Annotated in this window: 25 protein-coding genes and 1 tRNA gene; 22 read left to right on the forward strand and 4 right to left on the reverse strand. The window is 40.6% G+C overall.

The window, feature by feature from the left end; translation table 11 throughout:
* Positions 1–23: 23 nt before the first annotated feature.
* Positions 24–1319 (reverse strand): homocysteine synthase, encoded by a 1296-nt coding sequence (locus MHB66_RS04355; RefSeq protein WP_034282308.1) that lies wholly within the window; start codon positions 1317–1319, stop codon positions 24–26.
* A gap of 265 nt (positions 1320–1584) precedes the next feature.
* Between MHB66_RS04355 and MHB66_RS04360 the strand changes: the two genes are divergently transcribed.
* From MHB66_RS04360 to MHB66_RS04415, 12 genes are all read left to right on the forward strand, one after another.
* Positions 1585–1740, forward strand: coding sequence for an FbpB family small basic protein (locus tag MHB66_RS04360; RefSeq protein ID WP_029707817.1), 156 nt, complete (start codon positions 1585–1587; stop codon positions 1738–1740).
* Between the two features lie 163 nt (positions 1741–1903).
* The gene (locus MHB66_RS04365) at positions 1904–2671 is read left to right on the forward strand and encodes an ABC transporter ATP-binding protein (protein ID WP_041116904.1); all 768 of its coding nucleotides are present in this window, start codon (positions 1904–1906) and stop codon (positions 2669–2671) included.
* 14 nt (positions 2672–2685) lie between these two features.
* Positions 2686–3678 (forward strand): aliphatic sulfonate ABC transporter substrate-binding protein, encoded by a 993-nt coding sequence (locus MHB66_RS04370; RefSeq protein WP_046310317.1) that lies wholly within the window; start codon positions 2686–2688, stop codon positions 3676–3678.
* Positions 3675–4505 carry an ABC transporter permease gene (locus tag MHB66_RS04375; RefSeq protein WP_046310320.1) on the forward strand — a complete coding sequence of 277 codons (831 nt, stop codon included), beginning with the start codon at positions 3675–3677 and terminating at the stop codon, positions 4503–4505. The genes MHB66_RS04370 and MHB66_RS04375 overlap by 4 nt, the downstream gene beginning before the upstream one ends.
* A gap of 17 nt (positions 4506–4522) precedes the next feature.
* On the forward strand, positions 4523–5665 hold the full coding sequence (gene ssuD / locus MHB66_RS04380) for an FMNH2-dependent alkanesulfonate monooxygenase (protein WP_046310322.1): 1143 nt from the start codon (positions 4523–4525) through the stop codon (positions 5663–5665).
* Between the two features lie 539 nt (positions 5666–6204).
* The gene (locus tag MHB66_RS04385) at positions 6205–6417 is read left to right on the forward strand and encodes a hypothetical protein (RefSeq protein WP_024425336.1); all 213 of its coding nucleotides are present in this window, start codon (positions 6205–6207) and stop codon (positions 6415–6417) included.
* Between the two features lie 114 nt (positions 6418–6531).
* Positions 6532–7278, forward strand: coding sequence for an ABC transporter ATP-binding protein (locus MHB66_RS04390; RefSeq protein WP_025093295.1), 747 nt, complete (start codon positions 6532–6534; stop codon positions 7276–7278).
* On the forward strand, positions 7256–8722 hold the full coding sequence (locus MHB66_RS04395; protein WP_034282304.1) for a hypothetical protein: 1467 nt from the start codon (positions 7256–7258) through the stop codon (positions 8720–8722). Before MHB66_RS04390 ends, MHB66_RS04395 begins: the two co-directional genes overlap by 23 nt.
* Complete coding sequence (locus MHB66_RS04400; protein ID WP_046310330.1) at positions 8706–9611, forward strand: PqqD family protein; 906 nt, start codon at positions 8706–8708, stop codon at positions 9609–9611. Before MHB66_RS04395 ends, MHB66_RS04400 begins: the two co-directional genes overlap by 17 nt.
* Positions 9608–9889: a hypothetical protein gene (locus MHB66_RS04405; protein WP_024425332.1), complete on the forward strand. Its 282-nt coding sequence runs from the start codon at positions 9608–9610 to the stop codon at positions 9887–9889. The genes MHB66_RS04400 and MHB66_RS04405 overlap by 4 nt, the downstream gene beginning before the upstream one ends.
* 61 nt (positions 9890–9950) lie before the next feature.
* Positions 9951–10607 (forward strand): hypothetical protein, encoded by a 657-nt coding sequence (locus tag MHB66_RS04410; RefSeq protein ID WP_046310332.1) that lies wholly within the window; start codon positions 9951–9953, stop codon positions 10605–10607.
* 127 nt (positions 10608–10734) lie between these two features.
* A tRNA-Gly gene (locus MHB66_RS04415) sits at positions 10735–10808 on the forward strand.
* Between the two features lie 98 nt (positions 10809–10906).
* Here the strand turns inward: MHB66_RS04415 and MHB66_RS04420 are convergent.
* The gene (locus MHB66_RS04420; RefSeq protein ID WP_235362171.1) at positions 10907–11503 is read right to left on the reverse strand and encodes a hypothetical protein; all 597 of its coding nucleotides are present in this window, start codon (positions 11501–11503) and stop codon (positions 10907–10909) included.
* 83 nt (positions 11504–11586) lie between these two features.
* On the opposite strand from MHB66_RS04420, the gene queG reads away from it, so the two are divergent.
* From queG to MHB66_RS04470, 10 genes are all read left to right on the forward strand, one after another.
* On the forward strand, positions 11587–12735 hold the full coding sequence (queG, locus tag MHB66_RS04425; protein ID WP_024427417.1) for a tRNA epoxyqueuosine(34) reductase QueG: 1149 nt from the start codon (positions 11587–11589) through the stop codon (positions 12733–12735).
* 61 nt (positions 12736–12796) lie between these two features.
* A complete protein-coding gene (locus tag MHB66_RS04430; RefSeq protein ID WP_046310336.1) occupies positions 12797–13699 on the forward strand; it encodes an amidase domain-containing protein in 903 nt (300 codons plus the stop codon).
* A gap of 43 nt (positions 13700–13742) precedes the next feature.
* Positions 13743–14216 carry a tRNA (uridine(34)/cytosine(34)/5-carboxymethylaminomethyluridine(34)-2'-O)-methyltransferase TrmL gene (gene trmL / locus MHB66_RS04435; RefSeq protein WP_034282301.1) on the forward strand — a complete coding sequence of 158 codons (474 nt, stop codon included), beginning with the start codon at positions 13743–13745 and terminating at the stop codon, positions 14214–14216.
* A 173-nt stretch (positions 14217–14389) separates the two neighbouring features.
* On the forward strand, positions 14390–15097 hold the full coding sequence (locus MHB66_RS04440; RefSeq protein WP_034282300.1) for a YrpD family protein: 708 nt from the start codon (positions 14390–14392) through the stop codon (positions 15095–15097).
* Between the two features lie 375 nt (positions 15098–15472).
* Positions 15473–17368 (forward strand): PrkA family serine protein kinase, encoded by a 1896-nt coding sequence (locus tag MHB66_RS04445; protein ID WP_024425326.1) that lies wholly within the window; start codon positions 15473–15475, stop codon positions 17366–17368.
* Between the two features lie 139 nt (positions 17369–17507).
* Positions 17508–18671 (forward strand): sporulation protein YhbH, encoded by a 1164-nt coding sequence (gene yhbH / locus MHB66_RS04450; protein WP_034282299.1) that lies wholly within the window; start codon positions 17508–17510, stop codon positions 18669–18671.
* A gap of 364 nt (positions 18672–19035) precedes the next feature.
* Complete coding sequence (locus tag MHB66_RS04455) at positions 19036–19668, forward strand: HlyD family efflux transporter periplasmic adaptor subunit (RefSeq protein WP_024425324.1); 633 nt, start codon at positions 19036–19038, stop codon at positions 19666–19668.
* A gap of 39 nt (positions 19669–19707) precedes the next feature.
* A complete protein-coding gene (locus tag MHB66_RS04460) occupies positions 19708–21327 on the forward strand; it encodes a DHA2 family efflux MFS transporter permease subunit (protein ID WP_041116922.1) in 1620 nt (539 codons plus the stop codon).
* Between the two features lie 17 nt (positions 21328–21344).
* Positions 21345–21869, forward strand: coding sequence for a flavodoxin family protein (locus MHB66_RS04465; protein WP_024425322.1), 525 nt, complete (start codon positions 21345–21347; stop codon positions 21867–21869).
* A 13-nt stretch (positions 21870–21882) separates the two neighbouring features.
* Positions 21883–22242 (forward strand): hypothetical protein, encoded by a 360-nt coding sequence (locus MHB66_RS04470; protein WP_034282297.1) that lies wholly within the window; start codon positions 21883–21885, stop codon positions 22240–22242.
* A gap of 113 nt (positions 22243–22355) precedes the next feature.
* On the opposite strand, the gene cspB is transcribed toward MHB66_RS04470, so the two are convergent.
* On the reverse strand, positions 22356–22556 hold the full coding sequence (cspB, locus tag MHB66_RS04475; protein WP_008349061.1) for a cold shock-like protein CspB: 201 nt from the start codon (positions 22554–22556) through the stop codon (positions 22356–22358).
* A 211-nt stretch (positions 22557–22767) separates the two neighbouring features.
* A complete protein-coding gene (locus MHB66_RS04480) occupies positions 22768–23859 on the reverse strand; it encodes a diguanylate cyclase (protein ID WP_046310341.1) in 1092 nt (363 codons plus the stop codon).
* Positions 23860–23911: the final 52 nt, after the last annotated feature.

Here is a 23911-nt window from a genome sequence, read left to right on the forward strand (position 1 = left end):
GTGTGCTTTTTTCTATGTCATTGTCATTCAGACTGACTTTTTGTCATCGCCTGTTCAAGATCTGCAAGAATATCTTCAATCGCTTCTGTTCCAACAGATAAACGAATGAGCTCTGGTGTGACACCTGTCGCTTTTTGTTCTGCCTCGCTTAATTGCTGATGCGTTGTGCTGGCAGGGTGAATGATGAGGGATTTAGAATCACCCACGTTTGCGAGATGGGAGAAAAGCTGGACAGAATCAATGAGCTTTTTACCTGCTTCGCGTCCACCTTTAATACCGAATGTGAGGATCGCGCCTTGTCCTTTTGGTAAATAGGTTTGAGCAAGCTCATATGATTCGTGACTTTCAAGACCTGGATAGCTTACCCAATTGACAAGAGGGTGATCCTGTAAGAATTGTGCTGTTTTCAAGGCATTTTCACTATGCCGCTCAAGACGAAGGTGTAATGTTTCTAAGCCCTGCAGAAGTAAAAATGAGTTGAATGGCGACAGAGCTGCCCCTAAATCACGTAATAGCTGTACTCGTGCTTTTGTGATATAAGCCGCTTCTCCAATTGCTTCTGTATAGGTCAGCCCGTGATAGCTTGGATCTGGTTCAGTCAGCCCTTTAAACTTATCGCTGTCAGCCCAAGGGAATCGGCCGCTATCAACGATGACGCCGCCAATTGATGTACCATGGCCGCCAATAAATTTCGTCGCTGAGTGGACGACAATGTCTGCACCAAACTCGATAGGTCTTAATAAATAAGGGCTGGCGAGTGTATTGTCAACAATAAGCGGGATATGATGCTTGTGTGCAATGGCTGAGATGGCTTCAATATGTAAAATGTCGCCTTTTGGATTCCCAATGCTCTCTGCATAAACTGCCTTTGTTTTGTCAGTGATCGCTGCTTCGAGTTCTTCAAGGTTGGATGAATCGACAAATTTTACAGTAATTCCGAGTTTTTTGAGTGTATGGGCAAATAAATTGTAGGTGCCGCCATAAAGACTGCTTGAGGAAACGATTTCATCTCCGGCTCCTGCGATGTTTAAAATAGAATAAGTCGTCGCTGCTTGTCCAGAAGAAACAGCAAGTGCACCAATTCCACCTTCAAGCTCAGCGATACGCTTTTCAAATACGTCATTTGTAGGGTTCATAATACGTGAATAAATATTTCCCGGTTCCTGAAGACCAAATAAATTCGCTGCATGCTCACTGTCTCTAAAACCAAATGAGCTCGTTTGGTAAATAGGCACGGCTCTTGAATAGGTCGCTGAATCAAGCTCCTGACCTGCGTGAATGGCTTTTGTTTCTAAACGAAATGGACGTTCTTCTGACATGTGTGTATCCTCCTTTTGTTAGATAAAACCAACTGTTTTGATAAGAAATATTTAATAAGACTATAAATCTTGTTCCCTGCTCGGTCAATCATTTTTTAGATAAATCTGAAAAAACAATAAATATAGTTGACAGGTAGGAATAGTGTGTATTAACATGAGCATACTGAAAACACGAACAAGAATGGCTGATCGGTCAACCGAAGGCTCTATCACTCAAATATGAGTGAAGAGCCTTTTTTTATTTGAATGAGAAAGGATGAAGAAGATGGAAAAAAAGAAAAAACGAAAAAAATACAGAAAACATATGGATCTGACACTCGATATCTTGATTGAGCGGAACAAATATGAGATTTACAGTAACAAGGAACGAATAGAAGCGATTTACGATCGGATTGATGAAAAGCATACAAGGACAAAATAATCATTTTATAAATTTGAGTTGATTTATGGGATTAATATGATTTAGGATGGTGCTAACAAATCAATATGATTAGCTGATCGGACAACGCGAAGGCTCTTATCTCTTTTTTGGGATAAGGGCCTTTCTGTGTATTTATCTGATTGTAAGAGGAGTGGAGGTTTCAATGACGATTTCAATTGATATTGTGGATAAATCCTTTTGGAAAGACAAACAGACCATTCGGGTACTTGAAGACTTAAGATTGAGCATTATTCCCGGTGAATTTGTAACAGTGATAGGTCCGAGCGGATGTGGGAAAAGTACATTGCTAAAGATCATAAGCGGCCTCGACACAGCGTATGATGGGCGAATTTTGATAGGAGGCAGACGGATCACAGAACCAGGAATGAAACAGGGCTTTATCTTTCAGGAACACCGCCTGTTTCCATGGCTGACGGTTGAAGAAAACATAGCGGCCAATTTCAATTTAAAACAACAGGATGTACGCCGCAAAGTGGATGAATTGATTGAAATTGTTCGATTAAAAGGATTTGAACATGCTTATCCACATGAGCTTTCAGGAGGAATGTCACAACGGGTTGCCATTGCGAGAGCACTCCTTCGTGATCCGGAGATCTTATTGCTGGATGAACCATTTGGTGCACTGGATGCATTCACACGAAAACACTTGCAGGATGTGCTGCTGGACATTTGGCAGGAGAAAAAAACAACGATGATGCTCGTAACTCATGATATTGATGAATCGATTTATTTAGGAAATGAAATTGTGCTAATGCAAGCGAGACCTGGCCGAATCCATAAGATTCTTCCTGTGAACCTGCCTTTTCCGCGTGATAGAACGTCAACCGCTTTTCAAAGCTTAAGACAAAAGGTGCTTTCAGAATTTGAGAAAACAGATGAATTGTTACTAACCGATGGCTTAGGGATTTAGGGAGGGGAAATCGCATGAAAAAGAAACAAATGATCGTTATCTTTTTGAGTCTGCTGCTTGTTTTAGCAGGGTGTGATCAAGCAGCAGACGGCTCGGAAAACAAGGTGAAAGAAATTAGGATTGGGATTCAGCAAAGTTTGAGCCCGCTGCTTTTAGCAAAGGAAAAGGGGTGGTTTGAACAATCATTTGAAAAAGAAGGAGTGAAGGTAAAGTGGGTGGAGTTTCAAAGTGGACCTCCCCAATTTGAAGGACTTGCTGCAAATCAATTAGATTTCACGCAAGTTGGAAACTCACCTGTTATAGCAGGTCAGGCAGCTGGTATTGATTTTAAGGAAATTGGTTTATCTCAGGATGGGCTGAAAGCGAACGGTATTTTAGTGAATAAGAACAGTGAGATTCAAAAAGTAGAAGACTTAAAAGGGAAAAAAATTGCTGTCGCTAAAGGGAGCAGCGGCTTTGACTTTTTATACAAAGTATTAGATCAGGCAGGTTTATCTGCGAAGGATGTTCAGATCATTCAGCTTCAGCCAGATGAAGCGATATCAGCATTTGAAAATGGGTCCGTTGATGCTTGGTCGATCTGGGAGCCGTTCTTATCACTTGAAACGATAAAGAAAGGAGCAAAGCTGCTGGTGAATGGGGAAGCGACCGATTTATATTCTCCAGGTTTCACACTTGTTCGAACTCAGTTTGCTGATCAGCATCCTGAACTAGTGGTGAAATTCTTAAAGGTATATGACCATGCGGTGAAGTGGCAGAAATCACATCCAGAAGAGGCTGTTACTCTATATGCGCGTTTAAAAAATTTAGATAAGAAGGTTGTCACACAAGTATTAAACAATACGGAGCCACTCAATAAGCCCATTTCTAAGAAGATCATCAATGCCCAGCAGCATACCGCTGATTTTCAATACAAAAAAAAGGCGATCCAGCGGAAAATTGATGTTAATCAGGTTGTAGATAATTCGTTTATTGAAAAAATGCTGAAAGAGGAGATGGATGAATGAAAGCTGTATCGAATCCGGCTTTAGCATCTAAAATCGAGCGGTCAAAGAAAAAAAGGAGAAAAGCTTCTTCTTTATATAAGTTAAAGGGACTGGTATTACCTGTTCTACTTATTGCGGTTTGGCAGATCATAGCTGGTTCTCAAATCGTTTCTTCCACTGTCTTGCCTTCGCCTGTCTTGATTGCAGAATCCTTTCGAGAGTTGATTCGTTCTGGTGAACTGTTTGGCCATCTATACATCAGCCTTTATCGAGCGATATGTGGATTTTTGCTAGGGGGAGGCTTAGGTCTTTTGCTGGGCGTATGCGTAGGGTTTTCTAAAAAAACAGAGCATTATGTAGATCCGACCTTGCAAATGCTGAGAACCGTTCCACATTTAGCGGTCACTCCTTTATTCATCCTCTGGTTTGGTTTTGATGAAACAGCGAAAATTTTATTGATTGCACTTGGGGCTTTTTTTCCGATTTATATTAATACGTTTCTAGGTATTCGCAGTGTAGATAATAAGCTGTTTGATGTGGCTCGCGCCTTAGAGTTTAATGTGTATCAAAGCATCACAAAGCTGATTTTACCGGCTGCTCTTCCTCATATTCTTCTGGGCGTGAGACTGTCATTAGGAATTGCTTGGCTTGGTTTAGTGGTAGCTGAGTTGATGGGTTCAAGCAGCGGGGTCGGCTATATGATTATGGATGCAAGGCAATTCTCTCAAACGGATAAAGTGTTTGTAGGAATTATCATCTTTGCAGTAGTAGGTAAGCTGACAGATTCATTTGTACGTCTGTTAGAAAAGCGTCTGCTCAAGTGGCGCACTAGTTATCAAGGTGAATAATAAAAGGGGGCGATGTTATGAATATTTTATGGTTTATTCCAACGCATGGAGACGGCCGTTATTTAGGATCAGCAAAAGGGGCAAGACAGGCAGACTATCCATATTTTAAACAGATTGCTCAAGCAGCTGATCAGCTTGGTTATACAGGGGTCTTGCTGCCTACTGGGAGATCCTGTGAAGATCCATGGCTGACGGCAGCTGCTTTAGCTGCGGAAACCACTCATTTAAAGTTTCTCGTGGCTCTTAGACCAGGGCTGATGCAGCCGTCTGTTGCTGCTAGAATGACGTCTACATTAGATCGTCTTTCAGGCGGGAGACTGCTGATTAATGTGGTAGCAGGGGGAAGTAAAGAGGAGCTTGAAGGAGATGGGCTGTTCATTTCTCATGATGAACGCTATGAGGCAACAGAAGAGTTTTTGACGATTTGGAAGCGGTTATTGAAAGGAGAAAATGTACAATTTCATGGCAAACATCTACAAGCAGAAAATGGCCGCCTGTTATTCCCACCAGCTCAAACCCCCCATCCACCAGTCTTTTTTGGCGGATCATCAGCAGCAGGAATTCAAGCAGCCGCCAAGCATACAGATGTTTATTTAACTTGGGGCGAACCGCCTGCACAAGTGAAAGAGAAAATTACACAAGTGAAGAAGCAGGCTGAAAAGGAAGGAAGAACGGTGAAGTTTGGCATTCGTCTTCATGTGATTGTGAGAGATACCGAAGAGGAGGCATGGCAGGCAGCGGAACATCTGATTCGTCATTTAGATCAAAAAACCATTGATGAGGCGCAAAAAGTGTTACAGGGGATGGACTCAGTGGGTCAAAGACGAATGGTGGAATTGCACCAAGGGAGGAAAGACAAACTTGAAATCAGCCCAAATCTTTGGGCAGGCATTGGTTTAGTACGCGGCGGTGCAGGAACAGCACTCGTCGGAGATCCGCAAACAGTAGCAGATCGTATCATAGAATACCAGTCTCTAGGCATTGATACATTTATATTTTCTGGATACCCGCACCTAGAAGAAGCTTATTATTTAGCAGAGCTTGTTTTCCCGCTCCTTCCATTTAAGAGATCCGGGGATACAGGACTCTCTGTGCCAGCCGGTGAAATCATTGGGAACAATCATTTTCCAGATGCAGCCTCTGCTGCTAGTTCCTCATAAATTTGAAAAAGCAAAGCAGTCTGACATGGCTGCTTTGCTTTTTTTCATAGAATAGGCGAGTCATTTGTTGTGTAGTGCTGAACAAGGTAAGGGCTTTTTTCCCAATCGATTTTCTTGTATATACATATTTTTAGAGTCAAGAGAAGAAGGAAAATGTGCTCACTCTTTTATCGGAATGATCAGTAAATATTTCATAATTGGCATTATTGCGACATATAATCAGGACTTTTATATCTGATATATCGGGGGAATTCTTTCTATCTCACAAAAAAGAAAGAATAAATATGATAGATGATAAATATGGACTATTTGAAAAAAAGAAGAAAAAAGATGGCGCAAATGACATTAAATGGGTTTTGTGGTTCTTATGGGGTGTCAAAATCTAGTAAATAAGAGAGGGTTTAAACAGATGAAAGTGAATAATTGAATAAAAAGTCACATTTTAATCAAATGTATGTTCGGTCAAAAATGGGATGTTCTGTAGATGTTTGGCGTGTGACGCCTATGATACGATCATCATAAGCTGGGAGGTGAAAAGTATGACTTATGCAGCGCCGCAAGTTGACTATTCCACTATGGAACCTGCTATTATGGACCAAGCTTGGTTCTTAGTATTTGTTGCTGTCCTTCTTGGATTGGGAGCAACAGTCGTTCTAGGAGCAGCAGTTTGGTGTATCGCAAACGGCAAGGGTAGCTTTACAGGAGCCGTTCAGTGGGAAAGTGGCTTAAAAGTCAAAATTGAATGTAAGTAGCTATACTTAGGATTCATCTTTTTGCTTCTTAGATAAGACACCAGGGCTAAACCGTCTGTGGCGGGCGGTTTAGCCTGATCTGTTTTAAAGAATATGCAGACACTTGGAGGTTATATGTTTACGATCGAGAATTTAACCAAGACGTATAAAAATAACGTGACTGCTGTCAATGATTTTCATTTAAAGATCGACCCTCATCAAATCGTTGCTGTTGCTGGACCGAATGGTTCGGGTAAAACAACGATGATTAACTGTATACTCGGCATTATTAAGCATACAGAAGGAAGGATTCACTTGCAGGACGTCCCAAATGATGAACCATCCTTTAAAAAACAAGTAGCCTATGTTCCAGATGACCTGCTGCTCCCTGAAGCATTGACTGGTGCTGAATATTTAGATTTTGTTTCTTCTATGTATGAATGTAAAACAATTCACAGAAGAAATCAACTAATTGAACTGTTTGATATGGACTCGGCTTTATCAAGACCGATCGAAACCTATTCACATGGGATGAAAAAAAAGACACAGCTAATTGCTGCATTTATGCTTGATAGTCAATTGGTGATCATGGATGAGCCCTTTAGAGGACTTGATATTGAAGCGGTTATAAACACAAAGAAACTGATGAAGCGGTATGCCGAGCACCATGGTGCGATCTTGCTTTCAACGCATGATATGCTTTCAGCGGAAGAGCTGTGCCACAAAATCGCCATTATTTCTAAAGGAAATAAAATGGATGAAGGGACGGTCTCAGCCTTAAAGGAGAAGTATCAATCAAGCACACTGGAACAGGTGTTTCTGAAAGCTTCAATGTTAAGTGATAGGGGTGCACATTTTGATGAAATCATTAATCATTTCTAAAATGATGCTTAAAATGTGGCAGCAGGAGATGTATAAGCTCTTTGATACTCAAACGAAGCGAATCATTGTGGTCTTATTCTTTTTGTTTGCCGTTACAATGGGAGCCATTATCGGATACAGCTTTACAGGTGTCTTTATGAAGGCTTTCTTAAATGGAGATGAACGTTCACTTGGATTACTTGTCGTGTCAATGGCGATCAATGCCTCTATTTTTACAAGCTTGTTATTCGTTTTGATCAAGGTCAGAACACCTGAACAAGACCGGTTTTCTATGCAGCTCAGCTGGTTCCCGCTCTCTACCTTTCAGAAAAGTTTTGGATACTTCATTCCGATGGTGACAGTGGTGGCAGGGCTTGTTTTATTTTTTATCGGCATTCTGCTTTTACCTAATTTTATTGCCCAGGGAATTGGTATTTTTTTTATCTTCACTTTCTTTTTGATGGTGCTTTTGCAGTCGCTTTTTGTCTTAATGCTGCTCCAGTTTATTTACAATATCACTTATTTACTCGTTTTGAAATTAAAATTACCGTTGCAAAAATTTGCAGCGATATTTGTTTTATTGGCACTGGTCGTGGCGTATGGATTGACGCATTTTGATATTAGTCAAATTCAGCAATCATATATTCAGTTTGATTATCATTTGATGTATTTGACAGCTCCGTTTTTCCTAGCGGCACAAGGAATGCCTCCTGAAGGGGTAAATTATGCCATTTTGATTCTGTTCATCCTCTTATCGGCAGGCGGGGCATTTCTTTCTCTTGCGATGATGCCGATTATGGCAGAGAAAAAAGCGCTAACCTTTTTACACAAGCTGCCGTTCTCTTCTTCAAAGAAGTGGTCGCTTATTGTGAAGGAAATGAAGTCACAGGTGCGAAATGAAGAAAACATTTTAAACTTTCTTATTCTCCTCATTGTGATCTTATTCGTCCGTTATCAGTTTGGATTCCGCTTTGAAGATGAAGCATTTTTTGTTCTATGCGCTCTTGCTGGTTTAACAGCCTTCAATTCGTTTGGCAACGATAAACGAATGCTGGGCATGTATAAAACATTTGGTCTGAGATCTTGGGAAGTGGCTTTATATAAATTTATCGGCCTTCTGCTCGTAGGTGTACTGCAAATTGTTTTATTCATGCTGACAACGCTGACGCTTCCTGATCAGATTTGGCACGCACTGATTGGTGCCGCTGTGTTATGCAATGCGACTGCGCTCTTTTATGTGGTAGGTATTTTACTTCCTCTTGATCGAAACAATCCCTATACAGGTATTTTTTCATTTGGAGCGCTTATTTTACTCATGATTCCGATTGTTTTTATTGGAAACTATGTCATAGGGGCGTCTAGTCAAGCGCTTCAGTGGCTGCTTATGGCTGCATTTGAGGGGCTGCTCATCTTTGCCATATACAAAGGTTTTTCATGGAGGTATTCACATGATTCAACTTCTTAACAATAAGCTAAAGGTTGAGCGGGTACCGGCACTAGCGCCGTATGTGACCTTACAAAAGAGGCATCTCACGGATACGCAGTATGGAAGCACACTCCCGATCAATGAAAGTGCCTATCATATGTTAACGAAAGTGGACGGTAGAAGAACTGAAGCGAGTATTACCGCAGAGCTCGCCGATTTGTTTCAGGTCGATGAGTCGGTGATTGCTCGTGACTTTTATCAGCTGATGATGGGATTGAATCAGCATCACTTGCTGTCTATTCATTATCATTCACCATATCGGATTGTGACAGCCTGCTGTCAATTTTTCAAGCAGTATCAAGTCAAAATGAAGGAACGATTTGATTGTACTGGTCACTCGTTCCTTCACATTTTTGGGACGGCTTTGCTCATGGTGACACGTAAAATCATCTTTTTCTGGATGCTTTTCATGGTCATGGCAGGGATCGCTTTTTTATTCATTCCTGATCCGTCGATTGCAGCCATTGCGATTTATTTTACGATTATTTATTTCGGGTTAATTACCGGAACCGCCTTACATGAGGCGGCACATGGCTATGCGCATCGAAAATTTGCAGGGCGGGATGGGCCTCAAGGCTTTTTTGCGAGTGACATGATGTCAGTGAAGTTTGTAAGGCCCGTATTAGATCCATTTCAGAAAAAGCAGGTATGGATTACGCTGCTTGGTCCGCTTGTTCCCGGTGTGATTGGCGCAGCAGGCATCATTGTGACCATTTTATTTCTAAAAGAAAACCCGGTTTCGACAGGATTTTTCATTTTTTCAATCACGTATTTTATTCAATTACTCTATCTTCTTCCGTTTATGGGGGATGGTAAGTCCATTATGAAGCAGCTATTGCTTGGGGGAATGGGAGGACAACGATCATGAACGTACAGGCGATGAAACAAGGCGCGATAGTTGGTAGTTTTCTAGGATTTTTAGGCTTTCCGATGCTGACAATCGGCGTACTGTTCTATCATTTATTTCAATCAAAAACGAACGATGCTTTATTATTTAACAGTCTCGCTTTTGAAATGGAAGGCTCTTCCGCATTTACTTTTCAGATCAAGCCAAACTTTTTTATTTATATGATGGTGATTTTTGCTGTGAGTTTTCTCATTGTGGCATTCCTATCAGCCATGAAACAGAAAAAAGCAAAAGGTTAGGAGAATTCTCTTAACCTTTTTTTAGTATAATAGGAAATAAAAAGCACCAAAGGAGATCACAATGTTTAAAAAATGGAGCATTCTTTTCTTCACAGTTTTTCTATTAGCTGGATGCGGCGAGAAGGCCGAAGAAACCACGACAACCGAGAAGACGGTTTCGACCATAAAAACAGAGTCTGCCACTAAAAGCCAAGTAACCATCGAACAAATGAAACTCTCAAAAAAAGAAAAAAACTTACTAGAAGCAGCAACGGCTAATGAAAAGGTGGCTCTGACACTGAAAGGATTAACGAAGAAGAATAAGAGTATTACGTTTATCGGGAGTCATTACAAAAATGGACGATTAGTGAATAAGGAAGCATCATCTGCTACCTTTTCTTTACACCAGGATGGAACCGACCAAACGGTGAATGTACTTCTTCAATTACATCATGAGAAAGATACATATGAATCACAATTTAGTATTTGGTCAAATAAAAAGAATGATGGGATGACGAAAGCGACATCAAGCTTCCCGTTCAAAGTAAGTGACTATGTATTTTCTGCACAATCTGAAACTGTCAAAGTTGCTTCTGGAGGAAAGGCACTGATTGCGTATACAGCGGCGATGGGGAAAGACGGGGGTTCAACAATATTTGAAGAGATTGAGGAGAATCCAAAGCAAGCACTGAAGAATAAGTCACATGCATACTTATTTTATATCCAGCTAGATAAATAACTATCGTAATATATACGGAGAATATGAAGTTTTTTGACGAAAAATTTTCATATTCTCTTGACGAATTGTTAAGAAAGTTGTAACATAATAAAAGTCAACGCGATGACGTTGCTTTTAAAAGATTGATGCGGGTGTAGTTTAGTGGTAAAACCTCAGCCTTCCAAGCTGATGTCGTGAGTTCGATTCTCATCACCCGCTCCAATACATAATTTTGTTTATAACGCAGTATTTCGTTTCTTAGATAAACGAAGTGTTGCGTTTTTTATTATGTCAGTATAATGTGAAAAAGCACTGTCAGGCTACAGTGCTTTTTCAATGAGTTCATATTTGCTTTCTCCGCCATGTATTTGTACAAACATCTTCGTCAAGGATTGAATAAGAGCTTCACTCTTTTCCCGGGAAATAGATGGCGGGAAAAGGATGATTTGAAGAATGTTCTTTGTGTCTTGAGAAATTTGTGCTTTACTTGCTTGAGAAAATAATCCATTCAATCCTGCGCTGTCCTGCCATTCGATGTCACCAGCCTCATGTTTTGCCAGTAAAAGCGGTCCTTTGATGCGATCGGCATCTAATGTCAGGATAGGTAAGAAATATTTTAGTGAGAAAAATATCGACAAATCCTGTACGGAATTGGTCGAGTCAATAAATTGTTCCTTTTGGATGTTAGAAAGAAGTGGAAGGAAAGGAACGTCTTTTAAAAGATCCGTCCATTCTTTGATGGCTGGTACTTCTTCTAAGACTTTATCTTCGTATTCAAAAAATAAAGATTCTTGAAATAAGCGTAAGCGGCCTTTTAACATTTGAGGTGATGTACCCACTTCAATATGTGAATATTCAATCTGCCCAACATGGATAGACGGGTTTTGAGGTTGAGAAATTTCCATATGTATCTTCACAGTGACTCACTCCAATCGGTCATGATACACTCGTATTATACTGAAAACAACAGAAGAAACAAAGAAAGGAGGTTTGCAAGGTGATTCATGTTGGAGAATTAAAAGAAGAATTGATTCAATATGCGAAAGAAATTGGTGTCGATAAAATTCGATTTGCAAGTGCCGATACATTTGATTCATTAAAGGACCGCCTCATCTTACATGAATCGTTAGGGTATTTGTCAGGTTTTGAAGAGCCTGATATTGAAAAAAGGACAAACCCTTCTTTGCTGCTTCCGAAGGCCAAATCAATTGTTGCGATAGCGCTCGCGTATCCTTCCAAAATGAAAGATGCTCCTCGAAGTACAAAGGATGCGAGACGGGGAATTTTTTGCCGGGCTTCATGGGGAACAGATTATCATGTTGTGCTGAAAAAAAAGCTTGATATGCTCGAAGAATTTTTGCGAAGCAAACATGTTGATATACGGACAAAATCAATGGTGGATACAGGAGAATTGTCTGATCGTGCTGTAGCGGAACGTGCTGGCATTGGTTTTAGTGCAAAAAACTGTATGATTATCACGCCAGAGTTTGGATCTTATGTGTATTTGGCTGAAATGATCACAAATGTCCCATTTGAACCGGATGAGAAAATTGAAGACCAGTGCGGAACTTGTAATAAATGTGTGGATTCGTGTCCAACGGGTGCGCTGGTGAATCCAGGACAGCTGAATTCTCAGCGGTGTATTTCATTTTTAACGCAGACAAAAGGGTTTTTACCTGACGAATTTCGTTCGAAAATAGGGAATCGATTGTACGGGTGTGATACATGTCAAACTGTCTGCCCGATCAATAAAGGAAAAGACTTTCATCTGCATCCTGAAATGGAGCCGGACCCTGAAATTGCGAAGCCGCTGTTAAAGCCGCTTCTGACGATCAGCAATCGTGAGTTTAAGGAAAAATACGGTCATGTTTCAGGTTCATGGCGGGGGAAAAAGCCCATTCAGCGGAATGCAATTTTGGCACTCGCTCATTTTAAAGATACATCTGCCTTACCAGTGTTAATTGAGTTGATGCACAAGGATCCAAGACCGGTCATTCGGGGAACGGCTGCTTGGGCAATTGGTAAAATTGGCGATGATCAGCAGCTCCCAGAGCTGGAAAAGGCCCTTGAGCGGGAAAGTGATGAAGAAGCGAAAGAGGAGATTGTGAAAGGGATTGAGCTTTTACAGACACCTTTAAATACTAAATAACATCCCTGTGAACATAGAATGAACCAAACAAAGATTTTAAAAAATGTTTGGTGGTGTCTGTGTGAAACAATTATTAGAGAAAACTTTAGAAGACAGGCTGGCGTATTTAATCAATGACCGTGCAATCAAACAGCCGCAGCTTATGTCTGATGTGGAAGCAGTAGAGCGGAAAAAAGAGCTTTTTGCTAGAAGACAGGTTGAGATTGTGAAGGCGAAAGCAAAAACAAAACTTCTCGATTCAGCCATTCAAGATGATGGGGCTCAGCATGTGCAGTACCTTGCTCATCTCACATATGTATGCAAGGATGTAGACGATTCTTTTTATTTAGAGGAACAGGTGGAAAAAAGAGAAGCGTTTCTTTATAACAACATGCTTGTTAAAGATCGGATGATGTTAGAAGAGCGGCAAAGCGAAGAGCATATGGATGAGCGCTTTCAGACCGAAGAACAATTCGGGAGAGCCTTTCATTATGACCGGCGGGCAGCCGTGAAGTATGCGGAGACATATTGGAATAAACGGAATCCAGCCTATAAAAACTTTGAAGATAACTGTACAAATTTTATTTCACAATGTTTGAAAGCAGGGAACGCGCCAACGAGAGGGTATCCAAACCGCGGGTCTGGCTGGTGGGTGCGTCCGCATACGTGGAGCTATAGCTGGACGGTGGCTCATTCGATGAAAAATTATTTAGCGAATTCGAAAGCGGGTTTGAGAGCAAAGAAACTCAAAGAAGCCCACGAGCTTCAAATTGGTGATGTCATTTGCTACGATTTTGAAGGTGATGGAAGGTATAATCATACAACCATTGTCGTTGATCATGACAAAGGCGGAATGCCTCTTGTGAATGCACAGACGTATGACTCCCGCATGCGTTATTGGTCATACGAGGATTCGACAGCCTATACACCTGCTATTCGATATATGTTTTTTCACATTTTGGACGATGCCGCGAAGGATAGTTAGTGGTATAATGTTGAGCGGAAATGAAAATTAGAGGTGAACTTTTTTGGGACTTCATGTCGTTTTATATCAACCAGAGATTCCAGCTAATACTGGAAATATTGCGCGTACATGTGCAGCAACAAATACAACCCTTCATCTGATTCGTCCGCTTGGTTTTTCGACAGATGACAAAATGCTGAAGCGTGCAGGACTCGATTATTGGAAATATGCCAATGTGGTCTATCATGATTCACTTGATGAATTATTTGAGGCACATCCGAAGGGGCAATTTTTCTATATCACAAAATTTGGCCAAAAGCCGCATACAACATTTGATTACTCTCAGCTGGATGAAGACTATTTCTTTGTGTTTGGAAGAGAGACAAGTGGATTGCCAAAAGATTTGATTGAACAAAATATGGACCGTTGTCTTCGTTTACCGATGACAGAGCATGTTCGTTCTTTGAATCTGTCGAATACGGCAGCCATTCTTGTATATGAGGCACTTCGCCAGCAGCAATACCGCGATCTCATATAAGATCATGATTAAAAGCCGAGATACTGATCTCGGCTTTTTTATGTGAGTTAAGAAACAGAAAGATGAAAAATATGACTTAATTATACTTTTTTTGACATGTTAAAAAATAGGTAGTATGATAGATTGTGATCACGTTTTCAAAAAATGATGAATCCATTAGGAGGAATAATGAGATGAAAAAGCTACTGATCACTAGTGCCATTAGCTCAGCAATTTTAATGGGGACGCTTCCAGTCAGTATTCCAGGACTCTCTCAGACGCAGGAGATAGAAGCAGCGCAGTTATCAAAAGGGATTGGCGGGCGTACTTATATCAATAGTAACGGATCCATATTGGTCACAAAAATTCAACTCCCTTCCACAATGAGTGTGTCAAATGGTACAGCTTATATTTATTCTGGATTCACAGGTTCAAAAGAAGCGGATATTGGTCTTCAATACAGTTCAACCTATAATGTGTGGAAACCTACGATGAAAGTAGGAGCAAATAATCAAGAGACATATATCGAAGGAAAAGATGACTTCACGTATACAAAGGGATTTAAACCTGGAAGTACTGTTCAAATGACGATTTATAAAAATTTGAATGGGCATACAAGAGCGACGTTCTGGGGCACAAATAATGTTGGTTATACCGGCCGCATTATTACAGAAATTCAAAACTCAAACATTGGCTCTGTGACCAAGTGGAAACTACTGTCGACGGTAGCAGTAACTGACGATATTTATCGAAAAGACATTCGGGCGAATTTCTCTACTCGTTTTACTGACATCACATTGGATAATCGTGCCGTTACACCTGTGGTCGATACGCAAGACTTTACGAAGGTTCAGGTGTCAGGGAATACAGTGAATATGCAAGTGCTGAAAACAACGAACTAAATGAAAAAGGATGTTCCGCAAATGGAACATCCTTTTTTTCATTTACCAGGCTTGCCTTCGTAGCCAGCAGTGAAAATGGATACTAAAAACGTAATGATGACGCCCATCATAATGACCGTTCTCATATAAGCTCCCCCTTATCCCTTTGTTCCGTTCGCTGCCTGTTTCATATGATGTGAAGTTCACCTTGAAAAGCAGGAGAAGAAAATCATTTTTCTCCTATTTTTCCTTTATTATGAAGGGTCTTGCGGATGGTTGTCAATTCAGTTTGCCAATTCGTCATTTTGAAGAACGAAAGCATGTAATAGGACGCCTCCGCATAGATTGTAAAACAGTATCTGATTTCTAGCTTCAATCTTGAAAGAGGAGGTTCATATGGATATTTTAAAGAAAATCGAACAGCACAGAGAAGAAGAGCAGCGTCTCAAATGGGAAGGCACATTCAGCGATTATTTAGACATTATTAAGGAAAATCCACTTGTCGCTCAATCTGCTCATTCTCGCGTTTATCATATGATTAAAGACAGCGGGATTGAAGAAGAGAATGGGGTCAGAACCTACAAATTTTTTGATCAGGAGCTGTTTGGGTTAGAGGAATCACTCGAAAGATTAGTGGAGGAATATTTTCACCCTGCTGCAAAGCGGCTGGATGTCAGGAAGCGTATTTTATTACTGATGGGACCAGTAAGCGGGGGCAAATCGACGCTTGTCACTAGATTGAAAAGAGGACTTGAAGAATATTCACTCACAGATCATGGCGCAGTTTATGCGATCAAAGGCTGCCCGATGCATGAAGATCCGCTTCATCTCATTCCGCAAAATCTGCGGGAGGATTTCTATAGAGAATATGGGATTCGTGTGCAGGGGAATTTGTCGCCTCTGAACATGATGAGACTAGAAGAGGAATATGGCGGCAGAATTGAGGATGTAAGGGTCGAGCGGATCTTTTTCTCTGAAGATAAACGGACCGGCATTGGTACCTTTAGTCCGTCTGATCCGAAATCTCAGGACATTGCCGATTTAACAGGAAGCATCGATTTTTCAACCATTGCTGAATTTGGATCAGAGTCAGATCCCCGCGCCTACCGCTTTGATGGAGAACTCAATAAAGCAAACCGAGGGATGATGGAGTTTCAGGAGATGTTAAAGTGTGATGAGAAATTTCTCTGGCACCTTCTGTCATTAACGCAGGAAGGAAATTTTAAGGCAGGAAGATTCGCCTTAATTAGTGCAGATGAATTGATCGTCGCCCATACGAATGAAACCGAGTACCGGTCGTTTATTTCAAATAAAAAGAACGAGGCGCTCCATTCAAGAATTATTGTGATGCCAATTCCTTATAACTTAAAGGTCACAGAAGAAGAACGCATTTATCATAAAATGATTTCAGAAAGTGATGTCTCAGATGTGCATATTGCCCCGCATACGCTGAAGGTAGCAGCAATGTTCTCCATTTTGACGAGACTGAAAGAGCCGAAGCGTTCTGATATTGATTTGGTGAAAAAAATGCGTCTGTATGACGGAGAAAGTGTCGAAGGCTTCCAGTCAGTCGACATTGATGAGATGAAAAAGGAATTTCATGACGAAGGGATGAGCGGAATTGATCCGCGGTATGTGATTAACCGAATTTCATCTACCATCATTCGAAAGAATATGGAATCGATCAATGCACTGGATGTCCTTCGCTCCTTAAAAGAAGGGCTCGATCAGCATCCGTCTATCTCCAGCGAGGATCGGGAGCGTTATTTGAATTTCATTTCAGTCGCGCGAAAAGAGTATGATGATATTGCGAAGAAGGAAGTGCAAAAGGCCTTTGTGTATTCCTATGAGGAGTCTGCGAAAACGCTGATGGATAATTACTTAGATAATGTCGAGGCATACTGCAATAAAAACAAGCTGCGTGATCCGTTAACGGGTGAAGAAATGAATCCTGATGAAAAGCTCATGCGTTCAATTGAGGAGCAGATCGGCATTTCTGAAAACGCCAAAAAGGCATTTAGAGAAGAAATTCTGATTCGTATCTCGGCTTATGCGAGAAAGGGAAAACGCTTTGATTATAATTCACATGAGAGATTGCGGGAGGCCATTCAGAAGAAGCTGTTTGCTGATCTAAAAGATGTGGTGAAAATCACGACATCGACGAAGACACCGGATGAACAGCAGCTGAAGAAGGTCAATGAAGTAGTGGCTAGATTAATTGATGAGCATGGCTATAATTCAACAAGTGCAAATGAACTTTTAAAATATGTAGGCAGTCTTCTGAATCGATAATAAATGAAGGAGGCATTATTGGCGCATCAGCACCGGTAATGTCTTTTTTAGAAATGATCGTCAACTTGGATGACGAGCAGCATAGGATAAAGGAATCGATGGCTAGAAGAATTGTGCAAATAGGTGAGGAGGGGGATGGATGTCCCGGCAAGAAAAAAGTCAGTTTATTGTGTCTCAGGAAGACTGGTCCCTCCATCGAAAAGGCTATGACGACCAGCAGCGTCATCAGAAAAAAGTCAAAGAGGCGATTAAAAATAATTTGCCGGATCTTGTTACAGAAGAAAGCATCATCATGTCGAATGGAAAAGATGTTGTGAAAATTCCGATCCGTTCATTAGATGAATATAAAATTCGGTATAACTACGACAAAAATAAACATGTGGGTCAAGGCGATGGAGACAGCGAGGTTGGCGATGTTGTTGCGCGTGACGGCTCAGACAGCAAGCAGGGTCAAGGAAAGGGGCAGGGTGCTGGAGATCAAGCTGGTGAGGATTATTACGAAGCAGAAGTCTCATTAATGGATCTCGAGGAAGCACTGTTTCGTGAACTGGAGCTGCCAAACCTCAAGCAAAAGGAGCTTGACGACATCATTGTTGAACAAATTGAGTTTAACGATATTCGCAAAACCGGGTTAACAGGAAATATCCACAAAAAACGAACGATGCTGTCGGCATTTAAACGAAATGCGATGACAGGCAGTCCTTCCTTTTATCCGATTTACCCAGAGGATATCAAGTATAAAACGTGGAATGAAGTGACCAAACCAGAGTCGAAAGCTGTCGTTTTGGCGATGATGGATACGAGCGGAAGTATGGGGCTTTGGGAAAAATATATGGCGAGAAGTTTTTTCTTTTGGATGACACGTTTCTTACGGACAAAGTATGAGACGGTCGATATTGAATTTATTGCCCACCATACAGAGGCGAAGGTGGTAGACGAAGAACATTTCTTCTCACGGGGTGAGAGCGGGGGGACCATTTGCTCGTCTGTCTATCGAAAGGCACTAGAGCTCATAGACGAACGATACCCGCCGTCGCGATATAATATTTATCCTTTTCATTTTTCTGATGGTGACAATTTGACCTCAGACAACGCCCGGTGTGTGAAACTTGTTTCTGAGATCATGAAAAAAGCCAATTTATTCTGCTATGGTGAAGTCAATCAATACAACCGGCATTCTACGTTAATGTCAGCATATAAACACATTCAGGATGAGAAATTTAAGCATTATATTTTGAAGCAAAAATCAGACGTTTTTCTCGCACTAAAAAAATTTTTTCAGCAGGAAGAAGTTCATTCATAACGAGCACATTTGAAAAAACCTTTCAGCATAAGGGCTGAAAGGTTTTTTGTGTGGAGAAGGAAAGGATCGCCAAAAAAAAAGTAAAACTTTCTCTTTGACATTTCAATTTTCATTTATTAATATTTAATCTTGTTAAATATAAGTTTTTCAAAAAAGATGCCGATCGTCTTTTCTTCTTTTTCTGCTCTTTGCTCATAAGTGAACAATAAGTATAAATGGGCTGCACACCATGATAGGGGCGGGAGTAGAAGAAGGGAAAAGGACAGAGTGTTGAGCTTGTTTCATATTCTGTCAGATGATGGGCATTCTAAGTTTGCTAAAGCAGATGACACTATATTTTTATACATGAAAGGAGAAACAAAACATGAACAGAGGGCGTTTATTGCTAACGAACATTATTGGCCTTATTGTGATTCTTGCCATTATTGCCGGAGGTGCTTATTACTACTATGAAAGCACAAACTTTGTCAAAACAGATGAGGCAAAAGTGACAGGTGACATGTATCAAATTACAGCACCAGCAGCTGGACAAATCAAAGGCTGGGATATCAACGAAGGTGACGAAGTGGAAAAAGACAGCACAGTTGCAAAAGTTGAAGGACAAACAAAAACAAACATTAAAGCAGTGGCTGATGGCACATTAGTTAAAAAAGAAGTACAAAACAATCAACAAGTGCAGCCTGGTACAGTTCTTGGTGAAACAATTGATTTAAGCAAGCTTTACATCACAGCAAATATTAAGGAAACAGATATTAAAAACATTGAAAAAGGCGACAAAGTCGACATCGTTGTAGATGGAGATCCTGATACAACATTTGAAGGAACTGTTGAACAAATTGGTTATGCGACAAACTCAACATTCAATATGCTGCCAGCAACTAATTCAAGTGGCAACTATACAAAAGTAACGCAAAAAGTAGCAGTGAAAATTTCAATTAAAAATCCATCAGACAAAGTGCTTCCAGGTATGAATGCTTCTGTCAAAATTTCATCTTAATGATGATTGATATCAAAATATGAAAGGAGGTTGTCTGAGATGGCAAATCAACCTGCAGCGACAAAACAGGGAACAGGCTCCTTGTCTTTACTGATCATTTTAATGGCCGGTTTGTTCGTAGCGATTTTAAACCAAACTCTTTTGAACGTAGCTATGCCCCATTTAATGACAGAATTTAATGTGAGTGCAACGACGATTCAGTGGCTGACAACAGGCTACATGCTTGTCAACGGTGTGCTGATTCCGTTGTCTGCGTTTTTAATCACACGTTTTGGACAGCGCAGCTTATTCCTAGTGGCTATGATCTCGTTTACACTAGGTACATTTATTTGCGGCATTGCGCCAAACTTTTCAACGATGCTTATCGGCCGTTTGATTCAGGCTGTCGGCGGCGGTATCTTACAGCCGCTCGTTATGACAACAATCCTTTTTATTTTCCCTCCGGAAAACAGAGGGAAAGGAATGGGGATTTTTGGTCTTGCGATGATGTTTGCTCCTGCAGTAGGACCAACATTATCTGGTTACATTATTGAACATTATTCTTGGCGTATTATGTTTTATGGACTTGTGCCAATCGGTGCGATTGTCATTATCGCGGCTTTCTTTATGTTTAAAAATATTGTAGAGCCTAAAAAAATCAAGCTGGACAGTCTTGGTGCGATTCTTTCAATCGTCGGTTTTGCTTCCCTTTTATACGGAGTGAGTGAAGCAGGAAGTGATGGTTGGACAGATCCGATCGTCTTATCTACGATTATTATTGGTGCGATTGCGATCATTCTCTTTATTTTCCAACAGTTGAAAGTTGATAATCCGATGCTTGATTTCCGCGTATTTAAATACAGCATTTTCTCATTATCAAGTGTCATTAACATCATTATTACGGTTGCTTTATATACGGGGATGTTCTTACTTCCGATTTATCTGCAAAACCTCGTTGGGTTTACGGCATTGCAATCTGGGCTATTAATGCTTCCAGGGGCACTTGCGATGCTCATTATGTCCCCGATTTCAGGGATCTTGTTTGATAAATTTGGACCTCGTCCGCTTGCCATTGTGGGGATGCTCATTACCGTTGTCACGACGTATGAGTTTACGAGGCTGACCATTGATACTTCCTATAGTCACATTGTGCTCATGTATGCAGTACGCGCATTTGGTATGTCACTCTTGATGATGCCGGTTATGACAGCAGGGATGAACCAATTACCTCAGCACTTAAACAGCCATGGTACAGCGATGTCTAATACATTAAGACAAATTAGTGGTTCCATCGGTACGAGTTTGATCACAACGATTTATACGAATCGGACGACATTCCATTATTCCAATATGGCGGATCAAACAAATACTGCGGACCCGTTCTTTATGAATTCATTCCAGGCGGCTGTATCGAATGTGATGCATCATATGGGCATGACAGCAGAAGCTGCTCAAAAATATGTATCTACCCAGCTCTTTACAAAAGCACAGGTTGATTCAAACGTGATGGGCATCAACGATGCTTACATGTGGGTGACATTATTCTGTGCGGCTGGTGTCATTCTCAGCTTGTTCCTGCGAGATGTTCGTAAGGATAAAAAGCGAAAAGAACAGCAGCATAAGAAACAAGAAATATCACTGCTTCCGGCACCTAAGGAAGCTAACCAGGATGCAAGATAAGTGTGGAGGGACCGTACATGAAAATTTATGTTGTATACGATAGTGAAGGTGACCATACAAAAGCACTTGCAGAAGCGATTGCAGCAGGCGCAGGTGAAACAGAGCAAGCTGAAGTATTCATTGATCACGTGAAAGATGCAGACATTCGCAAGCTCGATCAAATGGATGCGATCATTTGGGGCTGCCCTGGTCACTTTGGTACCATTAGTTCTGGGTTAAAGACATGGATTGACCGTCTCGGCTACTTATGGGCAGAAGGAAAACTAATCGATAAAGTCGGTGCTGTTTTCTGTACAACTGCTACAACACACGGCGGTTTAGAAATGACAATGCATAATTTGATTACACCAATGTTCCACCAAGGAATGCTTGTTGTCGGCCTTCCTGGAAATGTTCCAGAGAATGCTTTATACGGCTCTTACTATGGAGCTGGTGTGACATGTCCGATCGATTCAGATGAATTGATTTCGACTGAAGGCATTGAACTTGGAAAAGCACTAGGAAGACGTGTAGCATCAGTCACTGCATCATTTAAGCGATAAGGAGAGGGTTCTTTTGGCGACGATTATTGTAGCGTTAGTAGCTGCTGTTCTAGTCATTATTGGATTAGTAGCGTTCAATGTCAGACACGCATCAGCCGATAAGGAAGAGATCAAAGAAGATGTCTCCAATCAGCCTGACGTGCCGCATAGCGAGCCAGAAGCTGTGGCGAGACCTGTAGAGCCTGAAGTTGAAAAAAAAGCGTCAGAGCCTTCTCGAACGGATGATGCTGCGTCTGGCGACGATTTCTATAGACAGGCGCTTCAAAAGTTTAAACAGCCAGAACCACCTGTCAAAGAAGAAGAACCAGAGACAAAAATGAATGATGATATGTATCGTTCTGCTTTGCAGAAGCTAAAGCAGAAGGACAAATAAAAAAGAGAACCTCTCATCAGGTTCTCTTTTTTTATGGCACAAAAAAACCGCCGGCAGAAGCCGGGCGGTTTTCCTTCACTCTATAAAGTGCTAAAAGAGCAGATGCTCTTAAATTACGCTTTGTTAACGTTAGCAGCTTGTGGTCCACGGTTACCTTCAACGATTTCGAAAGAAACTGATTGACCTTCTTCTAAAGTTTTGAAGCCTTCGCCTTGGATAGCAGAGAAGTGAACGAATACATCGTCTTGACCTTCTACTTCGATGAATCCGAAACCTTTTTCAGAGTTGAACCATTTTACTTTACCTTCTAACATGAAATTTCCTCCTAAAGCGATCTTAACGCTTAAATTCACTATTCTTGCTCTTACACAAACTTCAAAGACGAAAACTCTTTCAAAACTTTCTTCTTAAAGATGATACGAACAAAAATAATTACCTTTACTTTACCAGTGTTTGCGGGAAAAAACAACTGTTATACGAAAACTTTTTTAAAAATAATTAGTGCTAACAAATTGAGGAAAATGCCTATGTCAAATGGTCTTTTTTTCTCTCTGAAAAGCTCACTTGATTTCGGCCAGACTCCTTCGCTTTATAGAGCTCCTGGTCAGCTATAATTGGTAATTGCTTGATGTCTGCACTCGTTCCATGAGAATAAGCACATCCAATTGATACCGTAGTGTGAATGGACATACCATTTTTTAAATAAATCGGCTGATCGGCTATTTTTTTTCGTAAGCGTTCTGCAATCTGCCATGTTTTTTCAATTGTACAATTTGGTAGAAGGACAGCGAATTCTTCACCGCCAATCCGACCAATATAATCAGAGCTTCTTGTGTTTTTAATCAGCCTTGTACCGATTTCTTTTAAAACAATATCTCCCTCATGATGCCCATATTGATCATTGATGGTTTTGAAGTAATCGATGTCTAGGTAAATAAGGGACATTTGATGGATAGGCTGCTTCAACTTCTTAGTAAAAGCTTCTCTTAATACCTCATCGAACTTCCGTTTATTTAAAACACCTGTTAAAAAGTCATAATGAGCTTGGAATTTATATAAATTTAACAGCTGATATGCTTTTGTTTGATGTTCAATGACATAAAAGTTAAACAATCCAGCAATATATGAGAAAATCCAATATGTAGAATGCAGCTGAAATGATGTCTCATGCACGATCAAGATGAACAGGCTTGTGGCAACCACATTACCAATCGTAATGGATAACAGCATTTTCACAACATGATTCATATGACTCTCTGCAATCAAAAAAGAAGAGGCTGCGATAAACATCATGGAAAAAATATTGATGGAAGAAGCGATGTTGGCTTCAATTAATAATCGGCCAATGATCACAATAAAAGCTGCAATCATTGTTTGGGCGATGCCTCCATAAAAGGCTGTTAAAATAAGGGGAATATGTCTTAAATCGATGATCGCTGGTCCTGTTTTAATAGAGAAGAACATTAAAAGGACACCGAGTAACCCAGAAAGCATGCCTTTGCATATTTGTCTGAGCAAGGTATCTTCTTTCTTCAGAAAATTCTCTTTAAACACAAGCATAAATAAATAATGGAAAGTGACAAGAATTGTTAAATTAATAAAGAGGTCTCTTAGCAAAATAGAATCACCTTTTTAAAATTACTAAAATTTGTTGCAAAAGAAAAGGGGA

It is taken from the genome of Bacillus sp. FSL L8-0167, from assembly GCF_038630295.1.
GTDB lineage: Bacteria > Bacillota > Bacilli > Bacillales > Bacillaceae > Bacillus > Bacillus safensis.

Excerpts from the sequence above, each read along its gene's own strand:
- MHB66_RS04390 (WP_025093295.1), top strand. The coding sequence starts at position 6,532 with ATGTTTACGATCGAGAATTTAACCAAGACGTATAAAAATAACGTGACT.
- MHB66_RS04375 (WP_046310320.1), top strand. The coding sequence starts at position 3,675 with ATGAAAGCTGTATCGAATCCGGCTTTAGCATCTAAAATCGAGCGGTCA.
- MHB66_RS04370 (WP_046310317.1), top strand. The coding sequence starts at position 2,686 with ATGAAAAAGAAACAAATGATCGTTATCTTTTTGAGTCTGCTGCTTGTT.
- MHB66_RS04465 (WP_024425322.1), top strand. The coding sequence starts at position 21,345 with ATGAAAATTTATGTTGTATACGATAGTGAAGGTGACCATACAAAAGCA.
- MHB66_RS04455 (WP_024425324.1), top strand. The coding sequence starts at position 19,036 with ATGAACAGAGGGCGTTTATTGCTAACGAACATTATTGGCCTTATTGTG.
- yhbH (WP_034282299.1), top strand. The coding sequence starts at position 17,508 with ATGTCCCGGCAAGAAAAAAGTCAGTTTATTGTGTCTCAGGAAGACTGG.
- MHB66_RS04365 (WP_041116904.1), top strand. The coding sequence starts at position 1,904 with ATGACGATTTCAATTGATATTGTGGATAAATCCTTTTGGAAAGACAAA.
- MHB66_RS04360 (WP_029707817.1), top strand. The coding sequence starts at position 1,585 with ATGGAAAAAAAGAAAAAACGAAAAAAATACAGAAAACATATGGATCTG.
- MHB66_RS04400 (WP_046310330.1), top strand. The coding sequence starts at position 8,706 with ATGATTCAACTTCTTAACAATAAGCTAAAGGTTGAGCGGGTACCGGCA.
- MHB66_RS04405 (WP_024425332.1), top strand. The coding sequence starts at position 9,608 with ATGAACGTACAGGCGATGAAACAAGGCGCGATAGTTGGTAGTTTTCTA.
- MHB66_RS04395 (WP_034282304.1), top strand. The coding sequence starts at position 7,256 with ATGAAATCATTAATCATTTCTAAAATGATGCTTAAAATGTGGCAGCAG.
- MHB66_RS04355 (WP_034282308.1), bottom strand. The coding sequence starts at position 1,319 with ATGTCAGAAGAACGTCCATTTCGTTTAGAAACAAAAGCCATTCACGCA.
- MHB66_RS04460 (WP_041116922.1), top strand. The coding sequence starts at position 19,708 with ATGGCAAATCAACCTGCAGCGACAAAACAGGGAACAGGCTCCTTGTCT.
- MHB66_RS04410 (WP_046310332.1), top strand. The coding sequence starts at position 9,951 with ATGTTTAAAAAATGGAGCATTCTTTTCTTCACAGTTTTTCTATTAGCT.
- MHB66_RS04445 (WP_024425326.1), top strand. The coding sequence starts at position 15,473 with ATGGATATTTTAAAGAAAATCGAACAGCACAGAGAAGAAGAGCAGCGT.
- MHB66_RS04385 (WP_024425336.1), top strand. The coding sequence starts at position 6,205 with ATGACTTATGCAGCGCCGCAAGTTGACTATTCCACTATGGAACCTGCT.
- cspB (WP_008349061.1), bottom strand. The coding sequence starts at position 22,556 with ATGTTAGAAGGTAAAGTAAAATGGTTCAACTCTGAAAAAGGTTTCGGA.
- ssuD (WP_046310322.1), top strand. The coding sequence starts at position 4,523 with ATGAATATTTTATGGTTTATTCCAACGCATGGAGACGGCCGTTATTTA.
- MHB66_RS04440 (WP_034282300.1), top strand. The coding sequence starts at position 14,390 with ATGAAAAAGCTACTGATCACTAGTGCCATTAGCTCAGCAATTTTAATG.